Raw genomic sequence first — 19,661 nt, forward strand, 5'->3', positions numbered from 1 at the left:
CGATGCGCGTCATTTCGGAATCACACCTCGGAACCGTCCTCGCGGGCCTGCCGGGGCGGCCGCGGGTCGTGGCGGGCGGCAACTTCGCCACCCCGCGCCGGGCCCTCGCCGTCCTGGACGCGGCCGCGGCCGAGTACCGGCTGTTCATGCTCAACGCCCAGGGCGACCTGCCCGACCGCGACGGCGTGGACCTGGAGACGCCGTTCGTCGGGGCGGGCATGCGCGGGCACGCGCGCCTGCGCTACTTCCCGTCGCGGCTGTCGCTCGTCCCGAACCTGCTGAAGGGGTCGCTGCCGCCCGACGTCGTCATCCTGCAGACGTCCACGCCGCGCGACGGGACGGTGTCGCTCGGCATCGAGGTCAACATCCTGCCCGCCGCCGTGGAGGCCGTCCGCGCCCGCGGCGGGCTCGTCATCGCCCAGCTCAACCCGCGCATGCCCTACACCTTCGGGGACGCGGTCATGGCGGTGGACGAGATCGACTACGCGATCGAGTCGGACGAGCCGCTCGCGAACCCGGTGCCCCGGCCGCCCGGCGACACCGCCCGCGAGATCGGCGGCCGGGTGGCGGCCCTCGTCCCCGAGCGGGCGACGCTGCAGCTCGGCATCGGCGCCGTCCCGGACGCCGTGCTCGCCTCACTGCTCGGCCGCCGCGGCCTCGGCATCTGGTCGGAGATGTTCAGCGACGGGGTCCTCGCGCTGGAGAAGGCGGGCACGCTCGACCCGGACACGCCGATCACCGCGTCGTTCGCGTTCGGCGGCGAGGAGCTCTACGACTGGGCCGACCGCAACGAGCGCGTCCGGATGCTGCGCACCGAGAAGACCAACGACCCGAGCCTGATCGCGCGCCGTCCCCGGCTGGTGTCGGTGAACTCGGCGCTCCAGGTCGACCTGTACGCGCAGGCCAACGCCAGCCGGGTGCGCGGCGTGGTCTACTCGGGGTTCGGCGGGCAGACCGACTTCGTCGTGGGGGCGCTGCACTCCCCCGGCGGCCGGGCGATCATCGCGCTGCCGTCCTGGCACCCGCGCGCCGACGTGTCCACGGTCATCCCGCGGCTGGCCGGACCCGTCACCTCCTTCCAGCACAGCTTCATCGTCAGCGAGCAGGGCACCGCCACGATCTGGGGCCACGACTCGCTGTCGCAGGCGCAGCAGCTCGTGGACGAGGTGGCGCACCCGGACGCCCGCGACGGCCTGCGCGAGCAGGGCCGCGAGCTCGGCTTCCCGCTGCGCTGACCCCGGTCAGGAGGCGGCCTTCGCCCGCGCCTTCCCCTTGCCCGCCTTCTTCTTCGCGCTCTTGCCGCCCTTGCCGTTCTTCGCGTTCTTGTCGGCCTTGTCGTTCTTCGCCTCGGCCTTCTTCGGCGCGGCCTTCTTCGGCGCGGCCTCGGCGGGCCGCTTCTTCGCCCCGGCGTCCTTCTTGGCCTCCTTGCCCTCGGCCTTGGCCTCGGCGTTCTTCTTCGGCTTCTTGCCGTTCTTGGACGGCTTCGGCGCGGGGGCCTCGACCGGCGCGGCAACCGCCACGGCGGCCTCCGTCTCCGCCGCAGGGACGGCGGCGGGGGCGTCCCCGGCGACCCGGGTGCGGAACGTCTGCCCGGACCGGAACCGCGGCACCTGCGCGGCGGGGACCTCGACCGGCAGCCCGGTGCGCGGGTTGCGGGCGCTGCGGGCGGGCCGGGCGAAGCTGTCGAACGTCCCGAACCCGGTCACGGTGACGCGCTCCCCGGCGGACACCCGCTCCATCACGGTGTCGAACACGGCGTCCACGTGCCGGCGGGCGGCGGCCTCGTCGCTCCCCGCGCGCTCCGCCACCATCTTGACCAGTTCACTCCGGTTCATGCGCCATGCCCTTCACTGTGGCGATATGTGCTGCTCAGCGTAATGGGGCGCGGCCGTCCGGGCCCCTCACTTGCCGATGAACCCCCGGGACTGCAGCCAGGTCTCGGCGACCTCCGCCGGCTCCTTGCCCTCGATGTCGACCTCGCCGTTCAGCTCCCGCAGGACGGAGTCCGTCAGCGCCGCCGCGATCGGGTCCGCGATCTTCCCGATCGCCGGGTGGTCCTGGTAGACGGAGTCGCGGACGGTGAGGGCGGGGTTGTAGACGGGGAAGAACCTCTTGTCGTCCGGGACGGGCGTGAGGCCCAGCGCCTTGATGCGCCCGTCGGTCGTCGCGACCTCGCCGAAGGCGCAAGGCTCGCCCTTGCCGATGGCGTCGTAGATGGCGCCCTCGGCCAGCGTCGCGACCGACGACTTCGGCAGCGTGAACCCGTAGGACTTCTGCAGGCCGGGCCAGCCGTCGCTGCGTCCGGCGAACTCGCTCGCGACGCACGTGGACGCCTTGGCCGGGTCGCTCTTCGCCAGCGCGGCGTAGTCCGACAGGTTCTTGATCCCGAGCTGCTGCATCGTCGTCGTCTTCACCGCTATGGCGTAGGTGTTGTTCGCGGGCGCCGCCGCGAGCCACTTCACCTTGTTCTTGGCGAGGTCCTGCTCCGCGACCGCCTTGTACTGCGCGGCCGGGTCGCCGATCGGCTCGGTCTCCTTCAGGTAGTTGATCCAGGCCGTCCCCGTGTACTCCCAGTACATGTCGATGCTGCTGGACGTCAGCGCCGCGCGCGTGGTGTTGCTGCCCTGGAGCCCGCACTTCTCGCGGACGGTCGCGCCCGCCGAGCGGAGCGCGAGCGCGGTGACCTGGCACAGGACGAGCTGCTCGGTGAACTCCTTGGACCCGACGGTGAGCGTGGCGCCGTCCAGCGAGTTGCCCTCCGCCAGGCTGCCCGCCTTGGCGTCGGTGCCGCCGGAGCTGAAGCATCCCGCGGTGAGGGCGACGGCGGCCAGGGAGACGGCGACGGGTGATCGTCGGATGGTGGGCAGGCGCATGGTGACTCTCCTCTGGGGTTCAGACGCCGCGGGGGCGGACGACGTGCTCGACGAGTCCGATGAGCCAGTCGGCGGCCATGGCGAGCACGGCCGTCAGGACGCTGCCGGTCAGCAGGATCGGGGTCCGGTTCAGCGCGATGCCGGTGTTGATGAGCTCGCCGAGCCCGCCCGCGTTGGTGAAGGCCGCGAGCGTCGCGCTGCCCACGTTGAGGATCACCGCGACGCGGACGCTGGCCAGGATCACCGGCACCGCGAGCGGCAGCTCGACGCGGAACAGCACCGCCGTCCGGGACATCCCGATGCCGCGCCCGGCGTCGATGAGCGACAGGTCGACGCCCTGGAGGCCGACCATGGTGTTGCGCAGCACCGGCAGCGCCGACACGAGGATGAGGGCGATCACCGCCTTCTGGAAGCCGATGCCGACCGTGACCGCGAGCAGGACCAGCACCCCGATGGACGGGACGGCCTGCCCCACGTTCGCGAGCGCGAGGAACGGCGCGGACAGCCGGCGCAGCCGCGGCCGGGTCAGCAGCACCCCCAGCGGGATCGCGATCGCGAGGACCAGCGCCGTGGACACCGCGACCAGGCCGACGTGCTCGCCGAACTGCCGGACGATCTCGTCCCGGTCGATGGCGCGGCGCTCGATCGGGTCGAGGTCGAGCCCGCGCACGTAGAGGTAGAGCGCCGCGCACACCAGCAGCAGGAAGACGGGAGTGACGAGGAGGCCGGCGCGGCCCCGCGCCTCCTCCCCCGCGGCCGTCCGCTCCGGGACGGCGGTGACGGTCATCGCCCACCGCCCGCCGCCGGGGTCTCCCTGACGATCGCCGACCAGGAGACCGAGCCGGCGGGCCGTCCGTCCTCGTCCAGGACGGTCGCGGTCTCCGCGCCGGCCCGCAGCATCGCGTCGAGCGCCTCGTACAGCGACTGGTCGGCCCGGACGGTCGCGCCGCTCGCGCTCCCCTCCGTAGCGGCGGGCAGCGCGATCGAGCCGACCTCGACGAGCCGGAGCCTGCGCATCGCCGCGCCCGTCCCGACGAACGACGCGACGAACTCGTCGGCGGGCTGGGCGAGGATCTGCGCGGGCGTGTCGTACTGGACGAGCCTCGCCCGCCGCCCGAGCATCGCGATCCGGTCGCCGAGCTTCAGCGCCTCGGTCAGATCGTGCGTGACCAGCACGATCGTCTTGCGGATCCGGCCCTGCAGGTCCAGGAACGCGTCCTGGAGCCGCTCCCGCGTGATGGGGTCGATGGCGCCGAACGGCTCGTCCATCAGCATCGCGGGCGGGTCCGCGGCGAGTGCGCGGGCGACCCCGACGCGCTGCTGCTCGCCGCCCGACAGCTCCTTCGGGTACCGGCCCCGGTACGTGCCGGGGTCGAGGCCGACCATGTCGAGCAGCTCGTCGACGCGGTCCCGCACGCGCCGCTTCGGCCAGCCGAGCGTGCGCGGGATGACCCCGATGTTCGCGGCGATCGTCATGTGCGGGAACAGCCCGACCTGCTGGATGACGTACCCGATGCGGCGGCGCAGCTCGTCGGGGTCGGCGCGGGTGACGTCCTCGCCGCCGAGCAGGATCCGGCCCGCGGTCGGCTCGATCAGCCGGTTGATCAGCCGCAGCGTGGTGGTCTTCCCGCAGCCGGACGGCCCGAGCAGCACGACGATCTCCCCGTCCCGGACGCCGAGCGTCAGGTCCTCGACCGCCGGGGCGTCCTGGCCCGGGTACCGCTTGCTCACCCCCTCCAGCCGGATCATCTCCCGGACGGCGGTGGTCTCGGTGACGGCGGCTTCGGTCATCGCAGCCCCCTGGCGGTGGTGAGGCGGGACAGCACGACGAACAGCAGGTCGAGGACGAGCGCCAGCACGGCGACGCCGAGCGTCCCGGCGAGGGTGTCGTTCAGCGCGTTCGCCCCGCCGATCCGGGCCAGCCCGCCGAAGATCAGCTCGCCGAGGCCGGGCCCCGCGACCGCGGCGGCGATCGCCGCGATCGCGACCGTCATGATCGTGGCCACCCGGATGCCGGTGAGCACCACCGGCCAGGCCAGCGGCAGCCTGATCCGCAGCAGCCGGCTCAGCGGGCTCATGCCCATGCCGCGCGCCGCCTCCTCCACCGCGCCCGGCACGCCGTCCAGCCCGGTGATGGTGTTGCGCAGGATCGGGAACACCGCGTACAGCACCAGCGCGGTGATCGTCGGTGCGAGGCCCAGCCCGAACAGCGGGATGAGCAGGCCGAACAGCGCCAGCGACGGGACGGTCAGCAGGGTGCCCGCGACGCCGAGCGCGAGGGCCCGCGCCCGCGGGCGGTCCTCGACGGCGATCCCGAGCCCGATCCCGACGACCGCCGCGACGGCGACGGCGATCAGCACGACCTCGGCGTGCTCGGCGGCGAGCCGGGCGATCGTGGGCCAGCGTTCGGAGAGGTAGTCGGAGAAGCTCATCGCCGCCTCCCGGCGGCGGGAGCCCGGGCGAGGAGGGTACGGCTCGCGTCTCCCATACCTCAGAGGCTGCCTACGGATGATCAGTTGTGCAATGGCCGATCGGTCATCCCGGAGTGTCGCGCAGGTGCCGCAGCAGCAGGGCCAGGTCGAGCCGGCGCCGGCCGCCGGGCGCGGAGAACGCGAAGCCGAGCCGCGCCTCGGCGTGCGCGAGCCGCGCGGCGATCGTGCTGTGGTGCCGGTGCACCTTCGCCGCGGCCCGGCGGGCGGAACCCGTCGCGCAGAACGCGGCGAGGACGGCGATGAGCCCGGCGCCGTTCGGTTCCCGGGCGAGCTCGTCCAGCACGGCGACGTCCGCGACCTCGGCGATGTCCTCGTCCCGCATCCGCGCGGCGACCACCGCGAGGGCGCCGAGCCCGTCGTGGTGGACGACGTCGGAGCCGAGCCCGGCGAACCGCAGCGCGGTCCGCGCGCGCCGCCACGACACGGGCGCCTCGATCGCGGGCAGGGCGGGACCGACCCCGACCCGCACGCCTTCCGGCACCCGCTCGGGCAGCGCGCCGCCGAGAACCGCGCGAACGCGCCCGACCGGCACCGCGTGCCCGCCCACCGCGACGTCCCCGTCAACGGCGAGGACCCGCATGACGGCCCCCGGTTCGATCCGGAGCATCCGCAGGGCCCTGGCGCGTTCGAGTTCCCCGGCCTCGCTCGAAAGGGCCACCTCGGCGAGGCCCTCGCCGCTATTCCTCGGCGCGGGCTCCAGCAGGAACCGGGCCGCGATCGCGAACCGGTCGAGGATGATGTCGTCCAGCGGCAGGGGCGCGTCCCGTCCGAGCCACACGTGCCCGCTCTCCGAGAACTCCCTGACCTGCCGGCGCCCGCCCGGCGGCTCCCCCGCCGCCAGCGACAGGCCGGCGTCGACGAGCCCGGCCGGGCATTCGGCGAGCCGCGCGGTCTCCTGGACGAGGACCCGCGCGCTCGCCCCGGCCGCCATCAGCCCGTCGAAGAAACTGATCACCCGCACCGCGGTCTCCGCGTCGGCGTCCAGCGCCGAAAGCCGCAGGATCAGGCCCTTCATGACGGCAGGGTACGGCACCCGACGACCGGCGGTCAGCGGGCCGTTTTTCCCGGCGGCCGTCGGCTGGGCACGGCGGCCCCGGCGTCCGACACTGAGGACGCCGGCCGCGTGAGAGGAGCCCGTGGTGACCTACGCCTACGACCCGGAACTCGCCCCCTGGATCTCGATGATCCCGCACCTGACGATCGCCGACGTGGAGAAGGTCCGCCGTGAAGAGGCGGAGATGTTCGGGGACAAGCCCGCGTACGAACCTCCCGTCCCGGTCGAGACCCGCGACGTCACCGTGCCGCCGGGCGTGCCCGTCCGCGTCTTCCGGCCGGCGGAGCACGACGGCCCCCTGCCCGGCCTCGTCTACATCCACGGCGGCGGGTTCGTCCTCGGCTCCGTCGACCTCTACCAGGACGACACGACCGCGATCGCCGCCGAGGTCGGCGCCGTCGTCGTCTCGGTCGAGTACCGCCTCGCCCCCGAGCACCCCTTCCCCACCGGCCTGGAGGACTGCTACGCCGCCCTCACCTGGACCGCCGAGCACGCCGGCGAACTCGGCATCGACCCGGCGCGCCTGGCGGTCGGCGGCGAGAGCGCGGGCGGCGGCCTGTCCGCGGCGGTCGCGCTCCTGGCCCGCGACCGCGGCGGCCCCGCCCTGTGCTTCCAGCTCCTCGGCGTCCCCGAACTGGACGACCGGCTCGACACCCCGTCCATGCGCGCCTTCACCGACACGCCGATCTGGCACCGCCCCAACGCGGAACTGAGCTGGGACTACTACCTCGGCGAAGGCGTCCGCGGCACCGCCGGCGTCTCCCCGTACGCGGCGCCGGCCCGCGCCGAGGACCTGTCCGGGCTGCCGCCCGCCTACGTCACCACCTGCGAATTCGACCCGCTGCGCGACGAGGGCCTGACCTACGCGATGCGGCTGGTCCAGTCAGGCGTGCCGACCGAGATCCACCACTATCCGGGCACCTTCCACGGCTCGACCCTCGTCCCGCAGGCGGCCGTGACGAAGCGGATGAACGCCGACCGCCTCGGCGCCCTCCGCCGCGCCCTGCACCCCTAGAGCTCCAGCACGAGGCGGGGCCCGCGGGCCCGGGACACGCAGATCATCATGAACCCCCCGTCCGCGCGCTCCGCCTCGCTCAGCACCGAATCCCGATGGTCGGGCTCACCGTCGAGGACCACGGTCTCGCACGTCCCACAAGTGCCCTCCCGACAGGACGACAGGACACTCACACCCGCCTTCTCCACGGTCTCCAAAATCGAGCAATCAGCCTCGACCCGCAGCGTCCGCCCACTCAGCGCCAACTCAACATCGAACGCCTCAACAGGCCCGGAGACCGCCTTCGGCGAGAACCGCTCCGTACGCAGCACACCCGCCCCACACCGCTCCTCAACCGCCGCGAGCATCGCCTCAGGCCCGCAGCAGTAGACGAGCGCGCCCTCCACCTCTCCCAAGACCACATCAAGATCGAGCAGCCCCCGCTCGTCCTGCGGCCAAACGTCAACGCGCTCCCCGAACCGCGACAGCTCCTCAAGAAACGCCATGGAGGAGCGCCGCCGCCCGCCGTAATACAACCGCCAATCAGCCCCCGCCGCCTCGGCCGCGGCCACCATCGGCAGGATCGGCGTAATCCCGATCCCACCCGCAAGAAACACGTAACGAGGCGCGTCCTCCAGCACAAAGTGATTCCGAGGCCCGCGCACGACAAGCCGATCCCCCACCCGCACGCGCTCATGAACGACGGTGGACCCCGGCCCCTCCTTCAACACCCCGATCCGCCACACCCGCAGATCACCCGGATCCCCGCACAACGAGTACTGCCGGACGAGCCCCTCCCCCAAGACCACATCAACATGCGCCCCAGGCCCCCAAGCCGGCAACTCCCCGCCGTCCACCGCACGCAGCGCCAACCCCACGACGCCGTCGGCGAGGACCACCCGCTCACCCACAACGACCTCAGTCTCCGCAGCCAAGACCCCTCCATGCAGCGAACCGACCAACCGCCCCCGACCCTCACCCCAACCACCACCCCCCACCAGCCCCCCTTCCACCCGACGGAAGAACCCACCCGTCCGGCGCCGCCCTGCGGCGGACGCGCTGAATGTCCGACGCCCCACCTACGATTGCGCGGAAGGGCATGACCGAGAGGACTGCAGGTGAGCGACGTGGACCCGTCGGCGAGGATTCGGGAGATCTGCCTGGCGCTGCCGGAGGCGGCGGAGAAGCCGTTCGGCGGCCACACCGCGCCGTCCTACCGCGTCCGCGACAAGCTGTTCGTGATGACCTCCGAGGACGGCCTCTCCATGACGTTCAAGGCCGGCCCCGGCGTACAGGAGGCACTCGTGGCAGAGGACCCCGAGCGCTTCTTCGTCCCGAAGTACGTCGGCCCCAAGGGCTGGGTCGGCGCCCGCCTCGACGTCGACCACGACTGGGACGAAATGGCCGAACTCATCGAAGACAGCTACCGCCTGATCGCCCCGAAACGCCTGATCGAACTCCTCGAATGACCCCGCCCGCCAACTCCCAGGGCGCGAGCGAGGCATTCCGATGAATCTGTCCCCGGCCGGACGGCCCCGGCCTCCCACTGCCGCGCGGCCCGGCGATCGCCCCAAGGTCACAGGGATGACTCTGGGGGCAGAGCCCGGGCGTGTACTGCTTCCGATGCAGGCTCGGACGGTGGGAGGAGAGCCGGGGGCAGCGTGGTCAGGCACAGATCGGTGAAGACGGCCTGGATGTGATGGCCCGCGCCGTAGTTGGCCGAGCCACCCCAGTGCAGGCCGATGACACGGGACGGCGCGTCGCCCGCCTCCAAATAGAGGGCGCCCGAGTCGCCCGTCGAGGAGAAGTCGGCGGTTCCTCCGTCGATCCACAGGTCGGTGTGCGAGCCGTGGTGGCCGCAGTCGAACTCGATGAGGTCAACGGTTCCGCGGGTGAGTCCGGTGGTCTGACCGGTCTTCAGCACGGGCATGTCGATGGCGGCCTCGGTGATCGCGAAGACCGCCGGGCCGGCGGACACGATGGTGGGGCTGACGACGGCCGGGGCCACCGGCGCCGCGATGGCCGCGTCGAGCGTGCCGGCCCTCAGGACCCGGGCGATCTGGTCTTCCGGCGGCGCGCCGCCGTCGCGGAGGGAGGGCTGCGTGACGGGGGCGCCCGGAGTGGAACCGAAGACGTGCTCGTTCGACAGGGCCACGATCTGGTCGGTGAGGGTGTCCCACACCCAGCCGCCCAGGGTTCCGGTGCCGACGCTGTAGCCGCCGGCGACCGGGCGGACCCGCGCGGAGAGGTCCGGGCCCTCGGGAACGGGGGGCGCGTGCTCCTGCACGTCGACGCGGACCCGGACATCGCGTCCGTCGCGGGTGGTGTAGCGGACGTGAGTCGGCAGCAGCCTCGACCGGGGCACGCGGTCCCGGGGGACTTTTCTGGCGAGGTGCAGGACGATCGCGTACTCGTCGATCTTTTCTCCCGATCTTCTGCGGCGTCCCACGCCGGCAGCGTGCACATCGGGATTCGCCAGCAAGCGACCGCCCAGTGCCTTTTTCACCTCGCGCACGATTTCGAGGTCTTCTTCGTTCATGGCCGTCCCCGTCTTTGCCCGGAGATGCTACTCGGCCGGAAAGATCCATTAGTGTCCACATGCGGACCGTCGCACGTACTTCACTTCCCGTAAGCATCCTGGAACTGTTGCTCCCGTGGGGCTCCCGCACAGCGGGACACGCGACAACGGGGAAGAATCATGGGCACAATTGCTCAGCGCGAAGTGACCGTCCTCACCGACGACGAACTCCGGAAACTAGCGCTTCCCGAACCGCCGACTCCGGAAAGCATGGGCCGGCTGAGCGCGAAGCTCGCCGGCGATCCGATGCTGGGGCTGCGGGTCATGAAGTCATTGATCGAAAAGCCCGGAAGCTGGGCCGTCCTCTTCACTCTGACGCCCGAGCAGGAAGCCGGGCTGTCCGATACGAGCACCGATGTGAGCGGCTTCGTCCAGGCCATCGACAACGTTCCGCTGCTCGGGCCCGTCGGGCAGGTCACCTTCCGGCTGACCGGTCCGGACAGCGGCATCCCCACCCAGGAGGGCGAGTCGGACAATCCGTGGTACGTCCCCGACAAAGTCACGATCAAGGTCGAGGGCGAGGTCCAGAGCACCCCGCAGGGGAACTCGGGCCACGTCGGCGGCTCGGTCGCGGTCGAGTGGCATTTCTAGCCGGCCGCCGCGGGAGGCAGCAGTGAACAAAGAAAAAGGGACAATACCGGCGAAATGGACGATCGATCTGGGCATCGCGCTTTCGCCCGCCGCCCACGATCGGATCACCGCGGCGATACAGCGGGCCGTCCTGACGGAGATCGCCGGAATCGACGAGGCGGGCGCCCTCTCCATCCGCCTCATCGGCCCCGGGAAACGCGGGCGCATTCCCATGCCGAAGCCCGAAGGCGAGGGGTGGCCGTCCAATGAGGACAGCGACGAATTCCCCGAACCATGGTGGAAGCCCGGAGGGCCGATCGGCATAATGCCGATCGAGCCCGAGCGCGATCCACTGGACGGGATCTAGCCGGAAATGGACGCGGACGAGGACCGCGCCTGCCCCAGCGGCCGTTGCCGGGAGGGCGCGGTACTCCTCGGGATCATGAAGGCCGATGGGACTCTCGGCTATCTGTCGCCGGTACTGCCCGTCGACCGCGAGTTCGTCGCCCGCGCCGAGGAGGGCCGCGCTCCGGACGCACGGTTCCGCTTCGCCGAACCGTGCATCCGCGGCGGCTGCGGATACTGGACCGGGTCCGCGTGCTCCCTGATCGACAGCCTCCTGGAGGAGACCACCGACGGCGAGGACCGGCTGCCCCGATGCGGCATCCGCCGCGCCTGCCGCTGGTTTCACCAGCGAGGACCGCAGGCGTGCCAGATCTGCCCCCTGGTGACCCGAACAAGCTAACGCCGCCGACCCTCACCCGAGGACGGCGGCGTTGATGATGAACCGAGCCCCAGGCGGACGCTCCCACCCGGCCAACGCGCCACCACATCCGGACCACGCGCCGGCCGCATGTCAGGCCGTGATGGTGTCGGTCATCGATGTCCAACGGTCCAAGCACCCGTCGAGGTCGGCCACGGCGGGGCATCGGTGCGGTGGTGAGGTCGGTGGTCGGGTGAGGCGCGGTGGTTTCGTTCATGCGGTGTCGGCGAGGCGGCAGGTGGGGCAGGGGCAGGTCACGAGGAGGTCGCCGCCGGTGCGCCGGTCGGCGGGCCAGCGTGCGTCGATTTCGGTGGCCTCGGTCTGGCATGCGGGGCAGGCGTCGGTGCGGTCGGGCCGCCACTGCGGGCCCTGTTCGACCAGGTCACCGGTGTTCAGTCCGCACAGGGTCAGGCCCCAGTGCCCCGAGGCGTGGTAGCGCCGCGGCGACCCGTCGGGGACCGGGTCGGCGCACATGTCCCAGCGCATGTCGGGCGGGGCGTACCAAGGCCGGGTCGGGGTGGGGACGTGACCGGATGGGCCGGTGTGGAAGACCTCCATGCTCGCCCGGCACCACACGCACGCATACGAGGTAGCCGTCTCGCCGCGCGACTGCCAAGTGCTGCAGCGTTTGGTCGCCTGTCCGCAGATCGGGCACGGGCCCAGGTCGACTGGCGGGTACGGAGGCGCTGCCCAGTCCGGCCAGTCGCCGGTCTGTGCCGGCGGGTCGTCGTGGAGGTAAGAGTGGTGCCGCCATCCGCCGTCGTCGGCCACTACGCCGCCCTTCTGGTCTGCCGGGACCCTATCGGTGTTCGGCCCCGTCGATGAGAAGGCTCTGGGCGTTGCGGGACGCCGAAGGGGCGGGCGTTGCCAACTGGATGTTCGTTCTCTGGTCACAGGTGCGAAAACGTCCGCGTGGGCAGGGGACGGTGTGGTCAGTGGGGGCGGCGTTTCAGGGTTGCCAGGCGGGTTTCCACTTTGGCCATGGTCTCGTTGTCGGGGTTCCAGCCTCGGTGGAGTAGGGCGGTCAGGAGGGCCTCCAAGTAGGGGGCCGGGGTGATGAGGAAGTCCTTGGTGACCGGGATGATCTCCCAGTGCATCTGCTTGGCCAGCCAGCGTCGGCGGGCCTTGTCGTGGGCGGGGGCCCCGGGGCCGGTGTGGTGGCGTTCACCGTCGTATTCGAGGCCCACGCGGAAGTCCGGGTAGCCGAGGTCGACGTAGAGGCGGCGGGCTTGGGGGCCCATGACCGGAACCTGGGTCTCAGGGCGGGGCAGGCCCGTGGTCACGATGGCGACGCGGGTCCAGGTTTCGCCGGGAGAGGCCGCGCCTCGGTCGGAGAGGCGGACGACCTCGCGGAGCTTCTTGTTGCCTCGATAGCCGGGGAGCGTCCGGGCCATTGTTGTTACGGCTTCGGTGCTGACGCCTTTTCTCAGGAATTGGTCTAGGGCGGCTACTGCTTCCAGGCGGGGAAGCCAGCGGGCGCAGTCGAGTGCCGTGCGGATGGGTGTCGTCAGGCGGATACCCGATTTCTCTATGGCGTGGTCGGGTGGGACCTCGACTGTGTCGGGGGTGGGGGGAGTCGAGGGTTCGGGGGTGATGAGGTCTACGGGCCAGTCGGTCTCGTCCATGCCCGGGGGCAGAACGTCCAGGCCCCATATCCAGGCGGCGGTGCGGCGGGCGATGACGGCTTCCGGTGGGAGGAGGCCGCTCAGGACGGTGGCTCTGGCGGTGAGGGATGCACCCTTGGCGGGGGCGAAATAGACGCCGGGGCCGACGGGGACGATCGTGTTGGCGGGCGTCCGCTTCCAGGTGAGGGTCATCCCGTTCATGTGGGGATCGTGGCAGGGACGGTCGGGGCGGTGAGTGCCGGTCGCGGACTTGTGGATAACTCACCTGCGCATCAGGAGTGCGGTGATGGCGGCTCCTGTGAGGGCGGTCGCGGCGCCGATGAGGAAGAGGGTGTCTTGGCTTACCACTGCGCCGTAGGCGGCTATACCTACGGAGAAGCCGATCTGTAGGACGGTGTTGTTCACTCCGGACGCCATTCCGAGATGCCGTTCGTCTGGGATGTCCACGGCGAGGCTGCCCAGGGTCGGGAGTGCTATGCCGCAGGCCAAGCCGGCTAGCAGCATTCCGGGGGCCAAATCCGTCCAGGATGTGGAGCCGCGCATGAGGAGTATCGCGGCGGCCAGGAGGGCCAGGGAGGCGGAGACCAGGAGGCCCTTGGGGAGGCGGTCCATGATGGCTCCTGCCAGTGGGCCCGCGAGGAGTATGGGGAGTACCAGCGGCAGGAAGCACAGGCCCGTTTTCAGTGCCGTGTAGTGCAAGCCGTCCTGGAACCACAGGGACACGTAGATGAGCATTGCGAAGATGCTCGCCTGGACGGTGAACGATCCGATCTGGGTGCCGGTGAAGACGCGGTCGCGGAAGAGGGAAAGGTCCAGCATCGGGTCTCGGCGGCGGTGTTCCACGGCGATGAAGAGGACGAGGGCCGCGAGGGCGGCGATGGAGGTCGTCAGGGTTCGTGCGCTTCCCCAGCCCTGTTCTTGACCGCGGAGAAGGGTGAAGACCAGCGCGGTCAGGGCCACGGCCAGGAGGGACGGGCCCAGGACGTCGATGCGGCGCGGGGTGCGGGCAGGGTCGTGGCGGGGCAGGGCGGCGGCGCCGATGGCGAGGGTGAGGGCTCCGGCGGGGACGTTGACCAGGAAGATCCACCGCCAGCCGAGTCCGGAGACCAGCGCGCCGCCGGCGACCGGGCCGAGCACGACGGCTAAGCCCGCGGCCATGCCGCGTACGCCGAACGCCAGGCCGCGGCGGCGGCCCGTGTAGCACTGGGCGATCAGGGCGAGGGTCGTCGCGAACATGAGGGCGCCGGCGAGTCCCTGGACGACGCGCATGGCGATGAGCACGGCCGCGTTCGGGGCCAGGCCGCAGGCGAGCGACGCCGCGGTGAACAGCGCGACGCCGGTGAGGAACGAGCGGCGGCGGCCCCAGCGGTCGGCCAGCGCGCCGGCGGTGAGTTGGAACGCGGCCATCGCCATCGTGTAGCCGTTCATCACCCATTGGAGGTCGCCGAGGCCGGCGTGCAGGTCGTCGCGCATCCGGGACAGGGCGACGGTCACCACGGTCGCGTCCAGCATGAGCATGAAGACCGCGGCGACGATCGCGGTCAGTGGCCACCAGGTGGGCGGACGGAGGGCTTCGCGGGTCGGCGCGGACGGGATCGGGTCGATCATGGGCTCTCCCTAGCAGTGATAGAGAGAATCTAGCAGTGTTAGGGATTCCCTTGCAGTGTTAGGTTTGCGGGCATGGGTGGATTTCCGCGCGGGCAGGAGACGGCGGCGGCGCCGCGGCTGGATCGCGGCGAGATCGTCCGGGCGGCCCTCGAACTGCTGGACCGGGACGGCTTCGACGCGTTCAGCATGCGCAAGCTCGCCGCGGAGCTCGACGTCAAGTCACCGTCGCTCTACTGGCATGTGCGCGGGAAGGACGAACTCTTCGAGCTGCTCATCGACACGGTGATCGGGAAGTGCCCGTTGCCGGACGCGGAGGGCGGCCCCTGGCAGGAGCGGCTGTCCCGGTTGGGGCTGGATCTCCGGCAGGTGCTGTTGTCGCATCCGGCCGCCACGCGGCTGCTGCCGGGGCGGCTGCCGTTCGGTCCGCACGGGCTGCGGCTGGCCGACCGGGTGATCGGCATCCTGCGGCGCTCCGGGTTCGACGACCGGATGGCGGGCTACGGCTACCTGATCCTGGTGTTCTACGTGGTCGGCTTCGCGGTGCAGGAGATCGCCTTCGGCAAGGGCGCCGACGGCGGTGCGCGGCTCGCCGAGGTCGGCGGCTACCTGGCCGGGCTGCCGGTGGAGCAGTATCCCGATCTCGTCGCGGTGGCGGACGGGCTGCTGGCCCCGGGGCTGACCGACCGGTTCGAGTTCGGGCTGCGGAACCTCATCGACGGGCTCGCGCAGTCAGGCTGAGACCGCGTCCGTCGACCACTTGGCGATGCGGTTGATCAGGTCTGGGGTGGCGGCCACCTCGGCGTGGCCGAAGGCCGGTTCGATCCACAGTTCCTTCGGGTCGGACGCCGCCTCGTACAGCTGGTGCGCGTGGTCGAGCGGGAAGAACGCGTCCGCGTCGCCGTGGACGACGAGGAAGGGGACGGGCGCGATCCGTCCGGCCAGCTGGTGGGGCGCCTCGGGCACCGGGTCCCAGCCCTTCGGCGCGATGCGGGTGCCGCGTGCCATGCGGACGGCCAGGCGGCCGAGGCGCCGTTCGATGACCCAGTGCACGCGCCGCATCGGCACCGTCCCGCGGTAGTACCAGCGGGCGGGCGCGCTGACCGACACGACCGCGTCGACGCCGCCGTGCAGCGCGGCGTGGCGGACGACCACCGCGCCGCCCATGGAGAACCCGGTGACCGCGACGCGCCGGTATCCCCGGCGGCGTGCCGCCGCGACCGCGGCGGCGACGTCGAGGATCTCGCGGTCGCCGACCGTGGAGTGCCCGCCGGACCTCCCGTGGCCGCGGAAGTCGAACGCGAGGACGCCGCCGTGCCGGCCGAGGGCGCCGGCGATCCGGCGCAGCGCGGGCTGCCGCCACGAGCAGGTGAACCCGTGCGCCAGGACGAAGCACACCTCGTCGGCGCCCCGCAGGTGGCCCGCGTCGATCCGCACGCCGTCCGCGGTGTAGAGCCTGAGTGGTTCCGGATCTGCCACGTCCTCCATGATCCGTCATCGCGGAGCGGGGCTGAACGACCGGGTGGCTGGGTAGATAGGGGAACGTGGCTGGAGGGTTGGTTGATCGGTGCACGGGCCGGCGGATATGGACAGCGAAGACCACGCGCTCGGTGTGAGGGCGTGCGGGGGCCGGCACGAGGGTGACGAGTACCCGTGCCAGGCGATGGCGTCCTCGGCGAGCGCGCACGAGCGGGCGGCGGCGCTGCTGGAGCGGATGGCCGCCGCGCATCCCGAGGAGGCCGACCTGCATCTGCAGTCGGCCGCCCGGCATCGCAGGTGGGCGGCGAACGACCGGGAGCTGGCGCAGAAGTACGCGCCCCGGGACGGCGGTCCGGACGGTGTGTAAGGATCGCCTTACACAGTTCTAGGGAGGTCCTTGTGCGTATTGGGGTCATGCTGAGCGAGCGGGGCGGGGCGGACGCGCTGGGCAGGCTGGCGGACGACGTGCGGCGCGCGGCCGACGACGGGTTCCCCTCCGCGTGGCTCTCGCAGATCTTCGGGGTGGAGGCGATCACCGCGCTGTCCGTGGCGGGACGCGGCGTCCCGGACATCGAGCTCGGCACCGCGGTCGTCCCGACGTATCCGCGGCACCCGGCCGTGATGGCGCAGCAGGCGCGGACGGCGGCCCTGGCCCTGGACGGGCGGTTCACGCTCGGCATCGGCCTGTCCCACCAGGTCGTCATCGAGGGCGTGTACGGGTACGACTTCGGCCGTCCCGTCCGGCACATGGACGAGTACCTGTCGGTGCTGGTGCCGTTGCTGAACGGCGAGAACGTGTCGTTCGAGGGCGAGACGCTGAAGGGCTCCATCGGGCTGAGCGTCGGCAACGAGGCGCGGGTCCCGCTGCTGCTGGCGGCGCTGGGGCCGAAGATGCTGAAGCTCGCGGCGGAGCGCGCGGACGGGACGGTGCTGTGGATGACCGGGCCCGCCACCGTCCGGGAGCACATCGCGCCGACCATCACGGCGGCGGCCAAGGCGGCGGGACGCGACGAGCCGAGGATCGTGTGCGCGCTGCCGACGTGCGTCACGAGCGACCCCGAGCGCGCGAGGGAGCAGGCCGCCCAGACGTTCGCGATGTACGGTGACCTGCCGTCCTACCGGGCGATGATGGACCGGGAGGGCGTGGCCGGCCCCGCCGACCTGGCCCTCGTCGGGGACGAGGACACCGTCGCCGCCAGGCTGGAGGAGCTGGCCGCGGCCGGCGTCACCGACTTCGTCGCCGCCCAGTTCATGCCGGACGACGAGCAGGGCCGGACCCGGCGGTTCCTCAAGGCCGCGGTGGCGCGATGAGCTCGTAGAGGTTGCCGCTGGAGTCGGAGAAGTAGAGGCCGCGCCCGCCGAGCGGGTGCGCCTCGTCGACGCGGCCGCTGTCGGCGTGCGCGGGTTCGTCGCCGTAGGGGATCTCGCGCGCGTCGAGGCGGTCGAGGACGGCCTCGAACGTGCCGGCGTCCACGTCGAAGGCCAGGTGGTGGCCCTGCGGGTGCGCGACCGTCAGGAAGTCGAGGGTGAGGCCCTCGTTGACCCGGATCGGGACGAAGTGCCGCGCGTGCGGGTGCGGGCCCGTGTACGGCAGGCCCATGACGCCGGCGAAGAAGCGGGCGGCCTCGTCGTTGTCGGCGGCGGTCACGATCGTGTGGTTCAGGCTGATCGTCATTCGGCGGTCTCCTCCATCAGGGCGCCGTGCAGGAAGACGTCCAGGTACTCCGCCATGGACGGACTGGGCGCCGCCGGCCCGGCGGGGGGACGGGCGCGGGTGAAGGCCATGCCCATGAACAGGCTCGCGAGCTGCTCGGGGGGCAGGCGGAGCCGGTCGCGCTCCGGCTCGAACAGCTCGGCGACGGCGTCGCGGGTGCGGGTCATGGAGGCGTCGCGGTCGGGCGCGGGCCCGGTCGGCCCCTCCCCTTCGTCCGGACGGGGCGGGACGCGGCGGTTCCCGGCGCGCCCGGTGGCGTGCAGGGCGCCGACGACCATGCCCATGCGGCCGAGGTAGGCCTCGATCGCGTCGCTCGCCTCGGCGAGCCGCGCGGCCAGCGGCTGGTCGAGCGGGACGGCCTCGATCTCGGCGAGGACGTGGTCGGGGCGCAGCGCCTCGGCGACGCAGGCGTCCAGCAACTCGTCCTTGTCGGCGAACACCCGGAAGATCGTCGCCTCGCCGATGCCGGCGGCGCGGGCGATCTGGCCGGTGGTCACGGCGGTGCCGTGCTCGGCGACGAGCGGCAGCGCGGTGCGCACGATCATCTCCCGGCGCTCCCGCGGGCTCATTCCCGGCGCCCGGCGCCGGTTCTCGCGCTCCATGCCGCCCACGGTACGGAGTGAGTACTCACTCCGTCAACACCGAAGTGAGTGCTCACTCCGACCACCCGGACAAACCCGGATACGGCGGCTGATACCGTTGCGGTGCTGCGCGCCCAGGAGCGAAGTCCGGTGTGAACCCGGCGCTGTCCCGCAACTGTGGTGCCCCTCTCCGAGTGGCCGAGCCAGGTCGCCTCCTCGCGCGCTGACGACTATCGACCTCGTGGAAGGGCGATCCGTCATGAGCGGGCCGCGGCTTCCCCCAGCCTGGAGGCTCCTGTGAGACCCGTACGTACCCTCGGCGCGGTGATGGCGATCGGTGTCGCCCTGGTCACGGCCGCCTGCGGCGGCGCCGGCGACGGCGCCAAGGACGGGACGGGCGGCGCGGCGTCCGTCACCGTGCAGGCCGCGAACGGCGCGGTGACCGTCCCCGCCCGCCCGAAGCGCATCGTGTCGCTGTCCCCCACCCACACCGAGACGCTGTTCGCCATCGGCGCCGGCCCGCAGGTGGTCGCGGTCAGCGACTTCTCCAACTACCCGGCCGAGGCGCCGCGCACCAAGCTGTCCGGCTTCAAGCCGAACGCCGAGGCGGTCATCGCCTACAAGCCGGACCTCGTCGTCGTGTCCGACGACCTGAACGGCATCGTGAAGTCGCTGGAGAAGGTGAAGATCCCCGTCCTGCTGGAGCCCGCGGCGGCGAAGCTGGACGACGCCTACGACGAGATCAACGACCTCGGCCTGGCCACCGGCCACGCCGCCGAGGCCAAGAAGCTCACCGACGGCATGCGGGCGGAGATCCAGCGGACGGTCGAGGCGGCGTCCGCGTCCGCCAAGGGCAAGGGCCTGACGTACTACCACGAGCTCGACAACGAGCTGCACTCGGTGACGTCCAAGACGTTCGTCGGCCAGGTGTACGGCATGTTCGGGCTGCGGAACGTCGCCGACGCCGCCGACAAGGCGACCGGCGGGTACCCGCAGCTGTCCCGCGAGTACCTGCTCAAGCAGGACCCCGACCTCATCTTCCTGGCCGACACCAAGTGCTGCGGTCAGAACACCGCCGCGCTGGGCGAGCGTCCCGGCTGGTCCGGTCTGGGCGCGGTGAAGAACAAGAACGTGGTCGAGCTCGACGACGACATCGCCTCCCGCTGGGGGCCGCGCCTGCCGCAGTTCGTCAAGGCGATCGGCGACGCCGTGCAGAAGGTGCAGTGACCGCCGCGGCCGGGGACGCCCGCCCGTGAACGGCCTGCGCGGCCCGCTCGCGAAGGGCCTGCGCCGCGCCCGCCCCGGCACCGGGGGGGGCGCCCTGCCGGGCACC

24 protein-coding genes are annotated in these 19,661 nt (G+C 71.9%); 10 read left to right on the forward strand and 14 right to left on the reverse strand.

From position 1 onward, the window contains the following. The first annotated feature begins 2 nt into the window (after positions 1–2). Positions 3–1,235 carry an acetyl-CoA hydrolase/transferase C-terminal domain-containing protein gene (locus AB0K34_RS26445; protein ID WP_138633820.1) on the forward strand — a complete coding sequence of 411 codons (1,233 nt, stop codon included), beginning with the start codon at positions 3–5 and terminating at the stop codon, positions 1,233–1,235. Between the two features lie 6 nt (positions 1,236–1,241). On the opposite strand, the gene AB0K34_RS26450 is transcribed toward AB0K34_RS26445, so the two are convergent. From AB0K34_RS26450 to AB0K34_RS26475, 6 genes are all read right to left on the reverse strand, one after another. Next, the gene (locus tag AB0K34_RS26450) at positions 1,242–1,835 is read right to left on the reverse strand and encodes an HU family DNA-binding protein (RefSeq protein ID WP_364551485.1); all 594 of its coding nucleotides are present in this window, start codon (positions 1,833–1,835) and stop codon (positions 1,242–1,244) included. 66 nt (positions 1,836–1,901) lie between these two features. Continuing rightward, the gene (locus tag AB0K34_RS26455) at positions 1,902–2,873 is read right to left on the reverse strand and encodes a glycine betaine ABC transporter substrate-binding protein (protein ID WP_364551488.1); all 972 of its coding nucleotides are present in this window, start codon (positions 2,871–2,873) and stop codon (positions 1,902–1,904) included. A 19-nt stretch (positions 2,874–2,892) separates the two neighbouring features. Next, complete coding sequence (locus AB0K34_RS26460) at positions 2,893–3,660, reverse strand: ABC transporter permease (protein ID WP_364551490.1); 768 nt, start codon at positions 3,658–3,660, stop codon at positions 2,893–2,895. After that, positions 3,657–4,664 carry an ABC transporter ATP-binding protein gene (locus tag AB0K34_RS26465; RefSeq protein WP_364551493.1) on the reverse strand — a complete coding sequence of 336 codons (1,008 nt, stop codon included), beginning with the start codon at positions 4,662–4,664 and terminating at the stop codon, positions 3,657–3,659. The genes AB0K34_RS26460 and AB0K34_RS26465 overlap by 4 nt, the downstream gene beginning before the upstream one ends. Next, a complete protein-coding gene (locus AB0K34_RS26470; protein WP_138633808.1) occupies positions 4,661–5,305 on the reverse strand; it encodes an ABC transporter permease in 645 nt (214 codons plus the stop codon). The genes AB0K34_RS26465 and AB0K34_RS26470 overlap by 4 nt, the downstream gene beginning before the upstream one ends. A gap of 103 nt (positions 5,306–5,408) precedes the next feature. Beyond that, positions 5,409–6,380 (reverse strand): helix-turn-helix domain-containing protein, encoded by a 972-nt coding sequence (locus AB0K34_RS26475; RefSeq protein WP_364551496.1) that lies wholly within the window; start codon positions 6,378–6,380, stop codon positions 5,409–5,411. A gap of 124 nt (positions 6,381–6,504) precedes the next feature. Here AB0K34_RS26475 and AB0K34_RS26480 point away from each other — a divergent pair, with 124 nt between their 5' ends. After that, entirely contained in the window at positions 6,505–7,434 is a 930-nt protein-coding gene (locus AB0K34_RS26480) for an alpha/beta hydrolase (RefSeq protein WP_138633802.1), read from the forward strand. Here AB0K34_RS26480 and AB0K34_RS26485 read toward each other — a convergent pair. After that, positions 7,431–8,348 carry a PDR/VanB family oxidoreductase gene (locus AB0K34_RS26485; protein ID WP_364551499.1) on the reverse strand — a complete coding sequence of 306 codons (918 nt, stop codon included), beginning with the start codon at positions 8,346–8,348 and terminating at the stop codon, positions 7,431–7,433. The genes AB0K34_RS26480 and AB0K34_RS26485 overlap by 4 nt on opposite strands. 183 nt (positions 8,349–8,531) lie before the next feature. Between AB0K34_RS26485 and AB0K34_RS26490 the strand changes: the two genes are divergently transcribed. Continuing rightward, positions 8,532–8,882, forward strand: a complete 351-nt coding sequence (locus AB0K34_RS26490) for an MmcQ/YjbR family DNA-binding protein (RefSeq protein WP_138642143.1) — start codon at positions 8,532–8,534, stop codon at positions 8,880–8,882. Between the two features lie 107 nt (positions 8,883–8,989). Here the strand turns inward: AB0K34_RS26490 and AB0K34_RS26495 are convergent, their stop codons facing one another. Next, complete coding sequence (locus AB0K34_RS26495) at positions 8,990–9,862, reverse strand: hypothetical protein (RefSeq protein WP_364551502.1); 873 nt, start codon at positions 9,860–9,862, stop codon at positions 8,990–8,992. Between the two features lie 273 nt (positions 9,863–10,135). Between AB0K34_RS26495 and AB0K34_RS26500 the strand changes: the two genes are divergently transcribed. Genes AB0K34_RS26500 through AB0K34_RS26510 form a run of 3 tightly spaced genes read left to right on the forward strand, consistent with a single transcriptional unit; the run spans position 10,136 to position 11,306 of the window. Further along, entirely contained in the window at positions 10,136–10,582 is a 447-nt protein-coding gene (locus AB0K34_RS26500) for a hypothetical protein (protein ID WP_138642141.1), read from the forward strand. Between the two features lie 22 nt (positions 10,583–10,604). After that, on the forward strand, positions 10,605–10,928 hold the full coding sequence (locus AB0K34_RS26505) for a hypothetical protein (protein WP_364551505.1): 324 nt from the start codon (positions 10,605–10,607) through the stop codon (positions 10,926–10,928). A gap of 6 nt (positions 10,929–10,934) precedes the next feature. Further along, positions 10,935–11,306: a hypothetical protein gene (locus AB0K34_RS26510; RefSeq protein WP_364551508.1), complete on the forward strand. Its 372-nt coding sequence runs from the start codon at positions 10,935–10,937 to the stop codon at positions 11,304–11,306. 231 nt (positions 11,307–11,537) lie between these two features. Here AB0K34_RS26510 and AB0K34_RS26515 read toward each other — a convergent pair whose 3' ends face one another. The 3 genes from AB0K34_RS26515 to AB0K34_RS26525 all read right to left on the reverse strand — a co-directional run bounded on the left by AB0K34_RS26515 (position 11,538) and on the right by AB0K34_RS26525 (position 14,557). Next, a complete protein-coding gene (locus tag AB0K34_RS26515) occupies positions 11,538–11,882 on the reverse strand; it encodes a hypothetical protein (RefSeq protein WP_364551510.1) in 345 nt (114 codons plus the stop codon). A gap of 374 nt (positions 11,883–12,256) precedes the next feature. Beyond that, positions 12,257–13,150, reverse strand: a complete 894-nt coding sequence (locus AB0K34_RS26520) for a hypothetical protein (RefSeq protein WP_364551512.1) — start codon at positions 13,148–13,150, stop codon at positions 12,257–12,259. Positions 13,151–13,210: 60 nt separating this feature from the next. After that, complete coding sequence (locus AB0K34_RS26525) at positions 13,211–14,557, reverse strand: MFS transporter (RefSeq protein WP_364551515.1); 1,347 nt, start codon at positions 14,555–14,557, stop codon at positions 13,211–13,213. Positions 14,558–14,629: 72 nt separating this feature from the next. On the opposite strand from AB0K34_RS26525, the gene AB0K34_RS26530 reads away from it, so the two are divergent. Next, complete coding sequence (locus AB0K34_RS26530) at positions 14,630–15,295, forward strand: TetR/AcrR family transcriptional regulator C-terminal domain-containing protein (RefSeq protein WP_364551517.1); 666 nt, start codon at positions 14,630–14,632, stop codon at positions 15,293–15,295. On the opposite strand, the gene AB0K34_RS26535 is transcribed toward AB0K34_RS26530, so the two are convergent. Continuing rightward, positions 15,287–16,042 carry an alpha/beta fold hydrolase gene (locus AB0K34_RS26535; protein WP_364551519.1) on the reverse strand — a complete coding sequence of 252 codons (756 nt, stop codon included), beginning with the start codon at positions 16,040–16,042 and terminating at the stop codon, positions 15,287–15,289. The two genes, AB0K34_RS26530 and AB0K34_RS26535, sit on opposite strands and share 9 nt — an antisense overlap. A gap of 97 nt (positions 16,043–16,139) precedes the next feature. Between AB0K34_RS26535 and AB0K34_RS26540 the strand changes: the two genes are divergently transcribed. Continuing rightward, on the forward strand, positions 16,140–16,400 hold the full coding sequence (locus tag AB0K34_RS26540) for a hypothetical protein (RefSeq protein WP_138635202.1): 261 nt from the start codon (positions 16,140–16,142) through the stop codon (positions 16,398–16,400). A gap of 47 nt (positions 16,401–16,447) precedes the next feature. Next, entirely contained in the window at positions 16,448–17,344 is an 897-nt protein-coding gene (locus tag AB0K34_RS26545; protein WP_301177264.1) for an LLM class F420-dependent oxidoreductase, read from the forward strand. On the opposite strand, the gene AB0K34_RS26550 is transcribed toward AB0K34_RS26545, so the two are convergent. Together AB0K34_RS26550 and AB0K34_RS26555 are read right to left on the reverse strand one after the other, a co-directional pair. Then, positions 17,322–17,708, reverse strand: a complete 387-nt coding sequence (locus tag AB0K34_RS26550) for a VOC family protein (RefSeq protein ID WP_138635198.1) — start codon at positions 17,706–17,708, stop codon at positions 17,322–17,324. The genes AB0K34_RS26545 and AB0K34_RS26550 overlap by 23 nt on opposite strands. Continuing rightward, entirely contained in the window at positions 17,705–18,349 is a 645-nt protein-coding gene (locus AB0K34_RS26555; protein ID WP_364551521.1) for a TetR/AcrR family transcriptional regulator, read from the reverse strand. The genes AB0K34_RS26550 and AB0K34_RS26555 overlap by 4 nt, the downstream gene beginning before the upstream one ends. Before the next feature lie 276 nt (positions 18,350–18,625). Between AB0K34_RS26555 and AB0K34_RS26560 the strand changes: the two genes are divergently transcribed. Continuing rightward, positions 18,626–19,555, forward strand: a complete 930-nt coding sequence (locus AB0K34_RS26560) for an ABC transporter substrate-binding protein (protein WP_240807281.1) — start codon at positions 18,626–18,628, stop codon at positions 19,553–19,555. The last annotated feature ends 106 nt before the right edge of the window (positions 19,556–19,661 follow it).

It is taken from the genome of Actinomadura sp. NPDC049382 (genome assembly GCF_040677125.1).
In the GTDB taxonomy this organism is placed as follows: domain Bacteria; phylum Actinomycetota; class Actinomycetes; order Streptosporangiales; family Streptosporangiaceae; genus Spirillospora; species Spirillospora geliboluensis.

Coding starts and splice junctions, on each gene's coding strand:
- AB0K34_RS26460 (WP_364551490.1), bottom strand. CDS start 3,660: ATGACCGTCACCGCCGTCCCGGAGCGGACGGCCGCGGGGGAGGAGGCG.
- AB0K34_RS26450 (WP_364551485.1), bottom strand. CDS start 1,835: ATGAACCGGAGTGAACTGGTCAAGATGGTGGCGGAGCGCGCGGGGAGC.
- AB0K34_RS26455 (WP_364551488.1), bottom strand. CDS start 2,873: ATGCGCCTGCCCACCATCCGACGATCACCCGTCGCCGTCTCCCTGGCC.
- AB0K34_RS26535 (WP_364551519.1), bottom strand. CDS start 16,042: ATGGAGGACGTGGCAGATCCGGAACCACTCAGGCTCTACACCGCGGAC.
- AB0K34_RS26550 (WP_138635198.1), bottom strand. CDS start 17,708: ATGACGATCAGCCTGAACCACACGATCGTGACCGCCGCCGACAACGAC.
- AB0K34_RS26520 (WP_364551512.1), bottom strand. CDS start 13,150: ATGAACGGGATGACCCTCACCTGGAAGCGGACGCCCGCCAACACGATC.
- AB0K34_RS26545 (WP_301177264.1), top strand. CDS start 16,448: ATGCTGAGCGAGCGGGGCGGGGCGGACGCGCTGGGCAGGCTGGCGGAC.
- AB0K34_RS26555 (WP_364551521.1), bottom strand. CDS start 18,349: ATGGAGCGCGAGAACCGGCGCCGGGCGCCGGGAATGAGCCCGCGGGAG.
- AB0K34_RS26510 (WP_364551508.1), top strand. CDS start 10,935: ATGGACGCGGACGAGGACCGCGCCTGCCCCAGCGGCCGTTGCCGGGAG.
- AB0K34_RS26465 (WP_364551493.1), bottom strand. CDS start 4,664: ATGACCGAAGCCGCCGTCACCGAGACCACCGCCGTCCGGGAGATGATC.
- AB0K34_RS26525 (WP_364551515.1), bottom strand. CDS start 14,557: ATGATCGACCCGATCCCGTCCGCGCCGACCCGCGAAGCCCTCCGTCCG.
- AB0K34_RS26530 (WP_364551517.1), top strand. CDS start 14,630: ATGGGTGGATTTCCGCGCGGGCAGGAGACGGCGGCGGCGCCGCGGCTG.
- AB0K34_RS26470 (WP_138633808.1), bottom strand. CDS start 5,305: ATGAGCTTCTCCGACTACCTCTCCGAACGCTGGCCCACGATCGCCCGG.
- AB0K34_RS26515 (WP_364551510.1), bottom strand. CDS start 11,882: ATGGAGGTCTTCCACACCGGCCCATCCGGTCACGTCCCCACCCCGACC.
- AB0K34_RS26475 (WP_364551496.1), bottom strand. CDS start 6,380: ATGAAGGGCCTGATCCTGCGGCTTTCGGCGCTGGACGCCGACGCGGAG.
- AB0K34_RS26445 (WP_138633820.1), top strand. CDS start 3: ATGCGCGTCATTTCGGAATCACACCTCGGAACCGTCCTCGCGGGCCTG.
- AB0K34_RS26540 (WP_138635202.1), top strand. CDS start 16,140: ATGGACAGCGAAGACCACGCGCTCGGTGTGAGGGCGTGCGGGGGCCGG.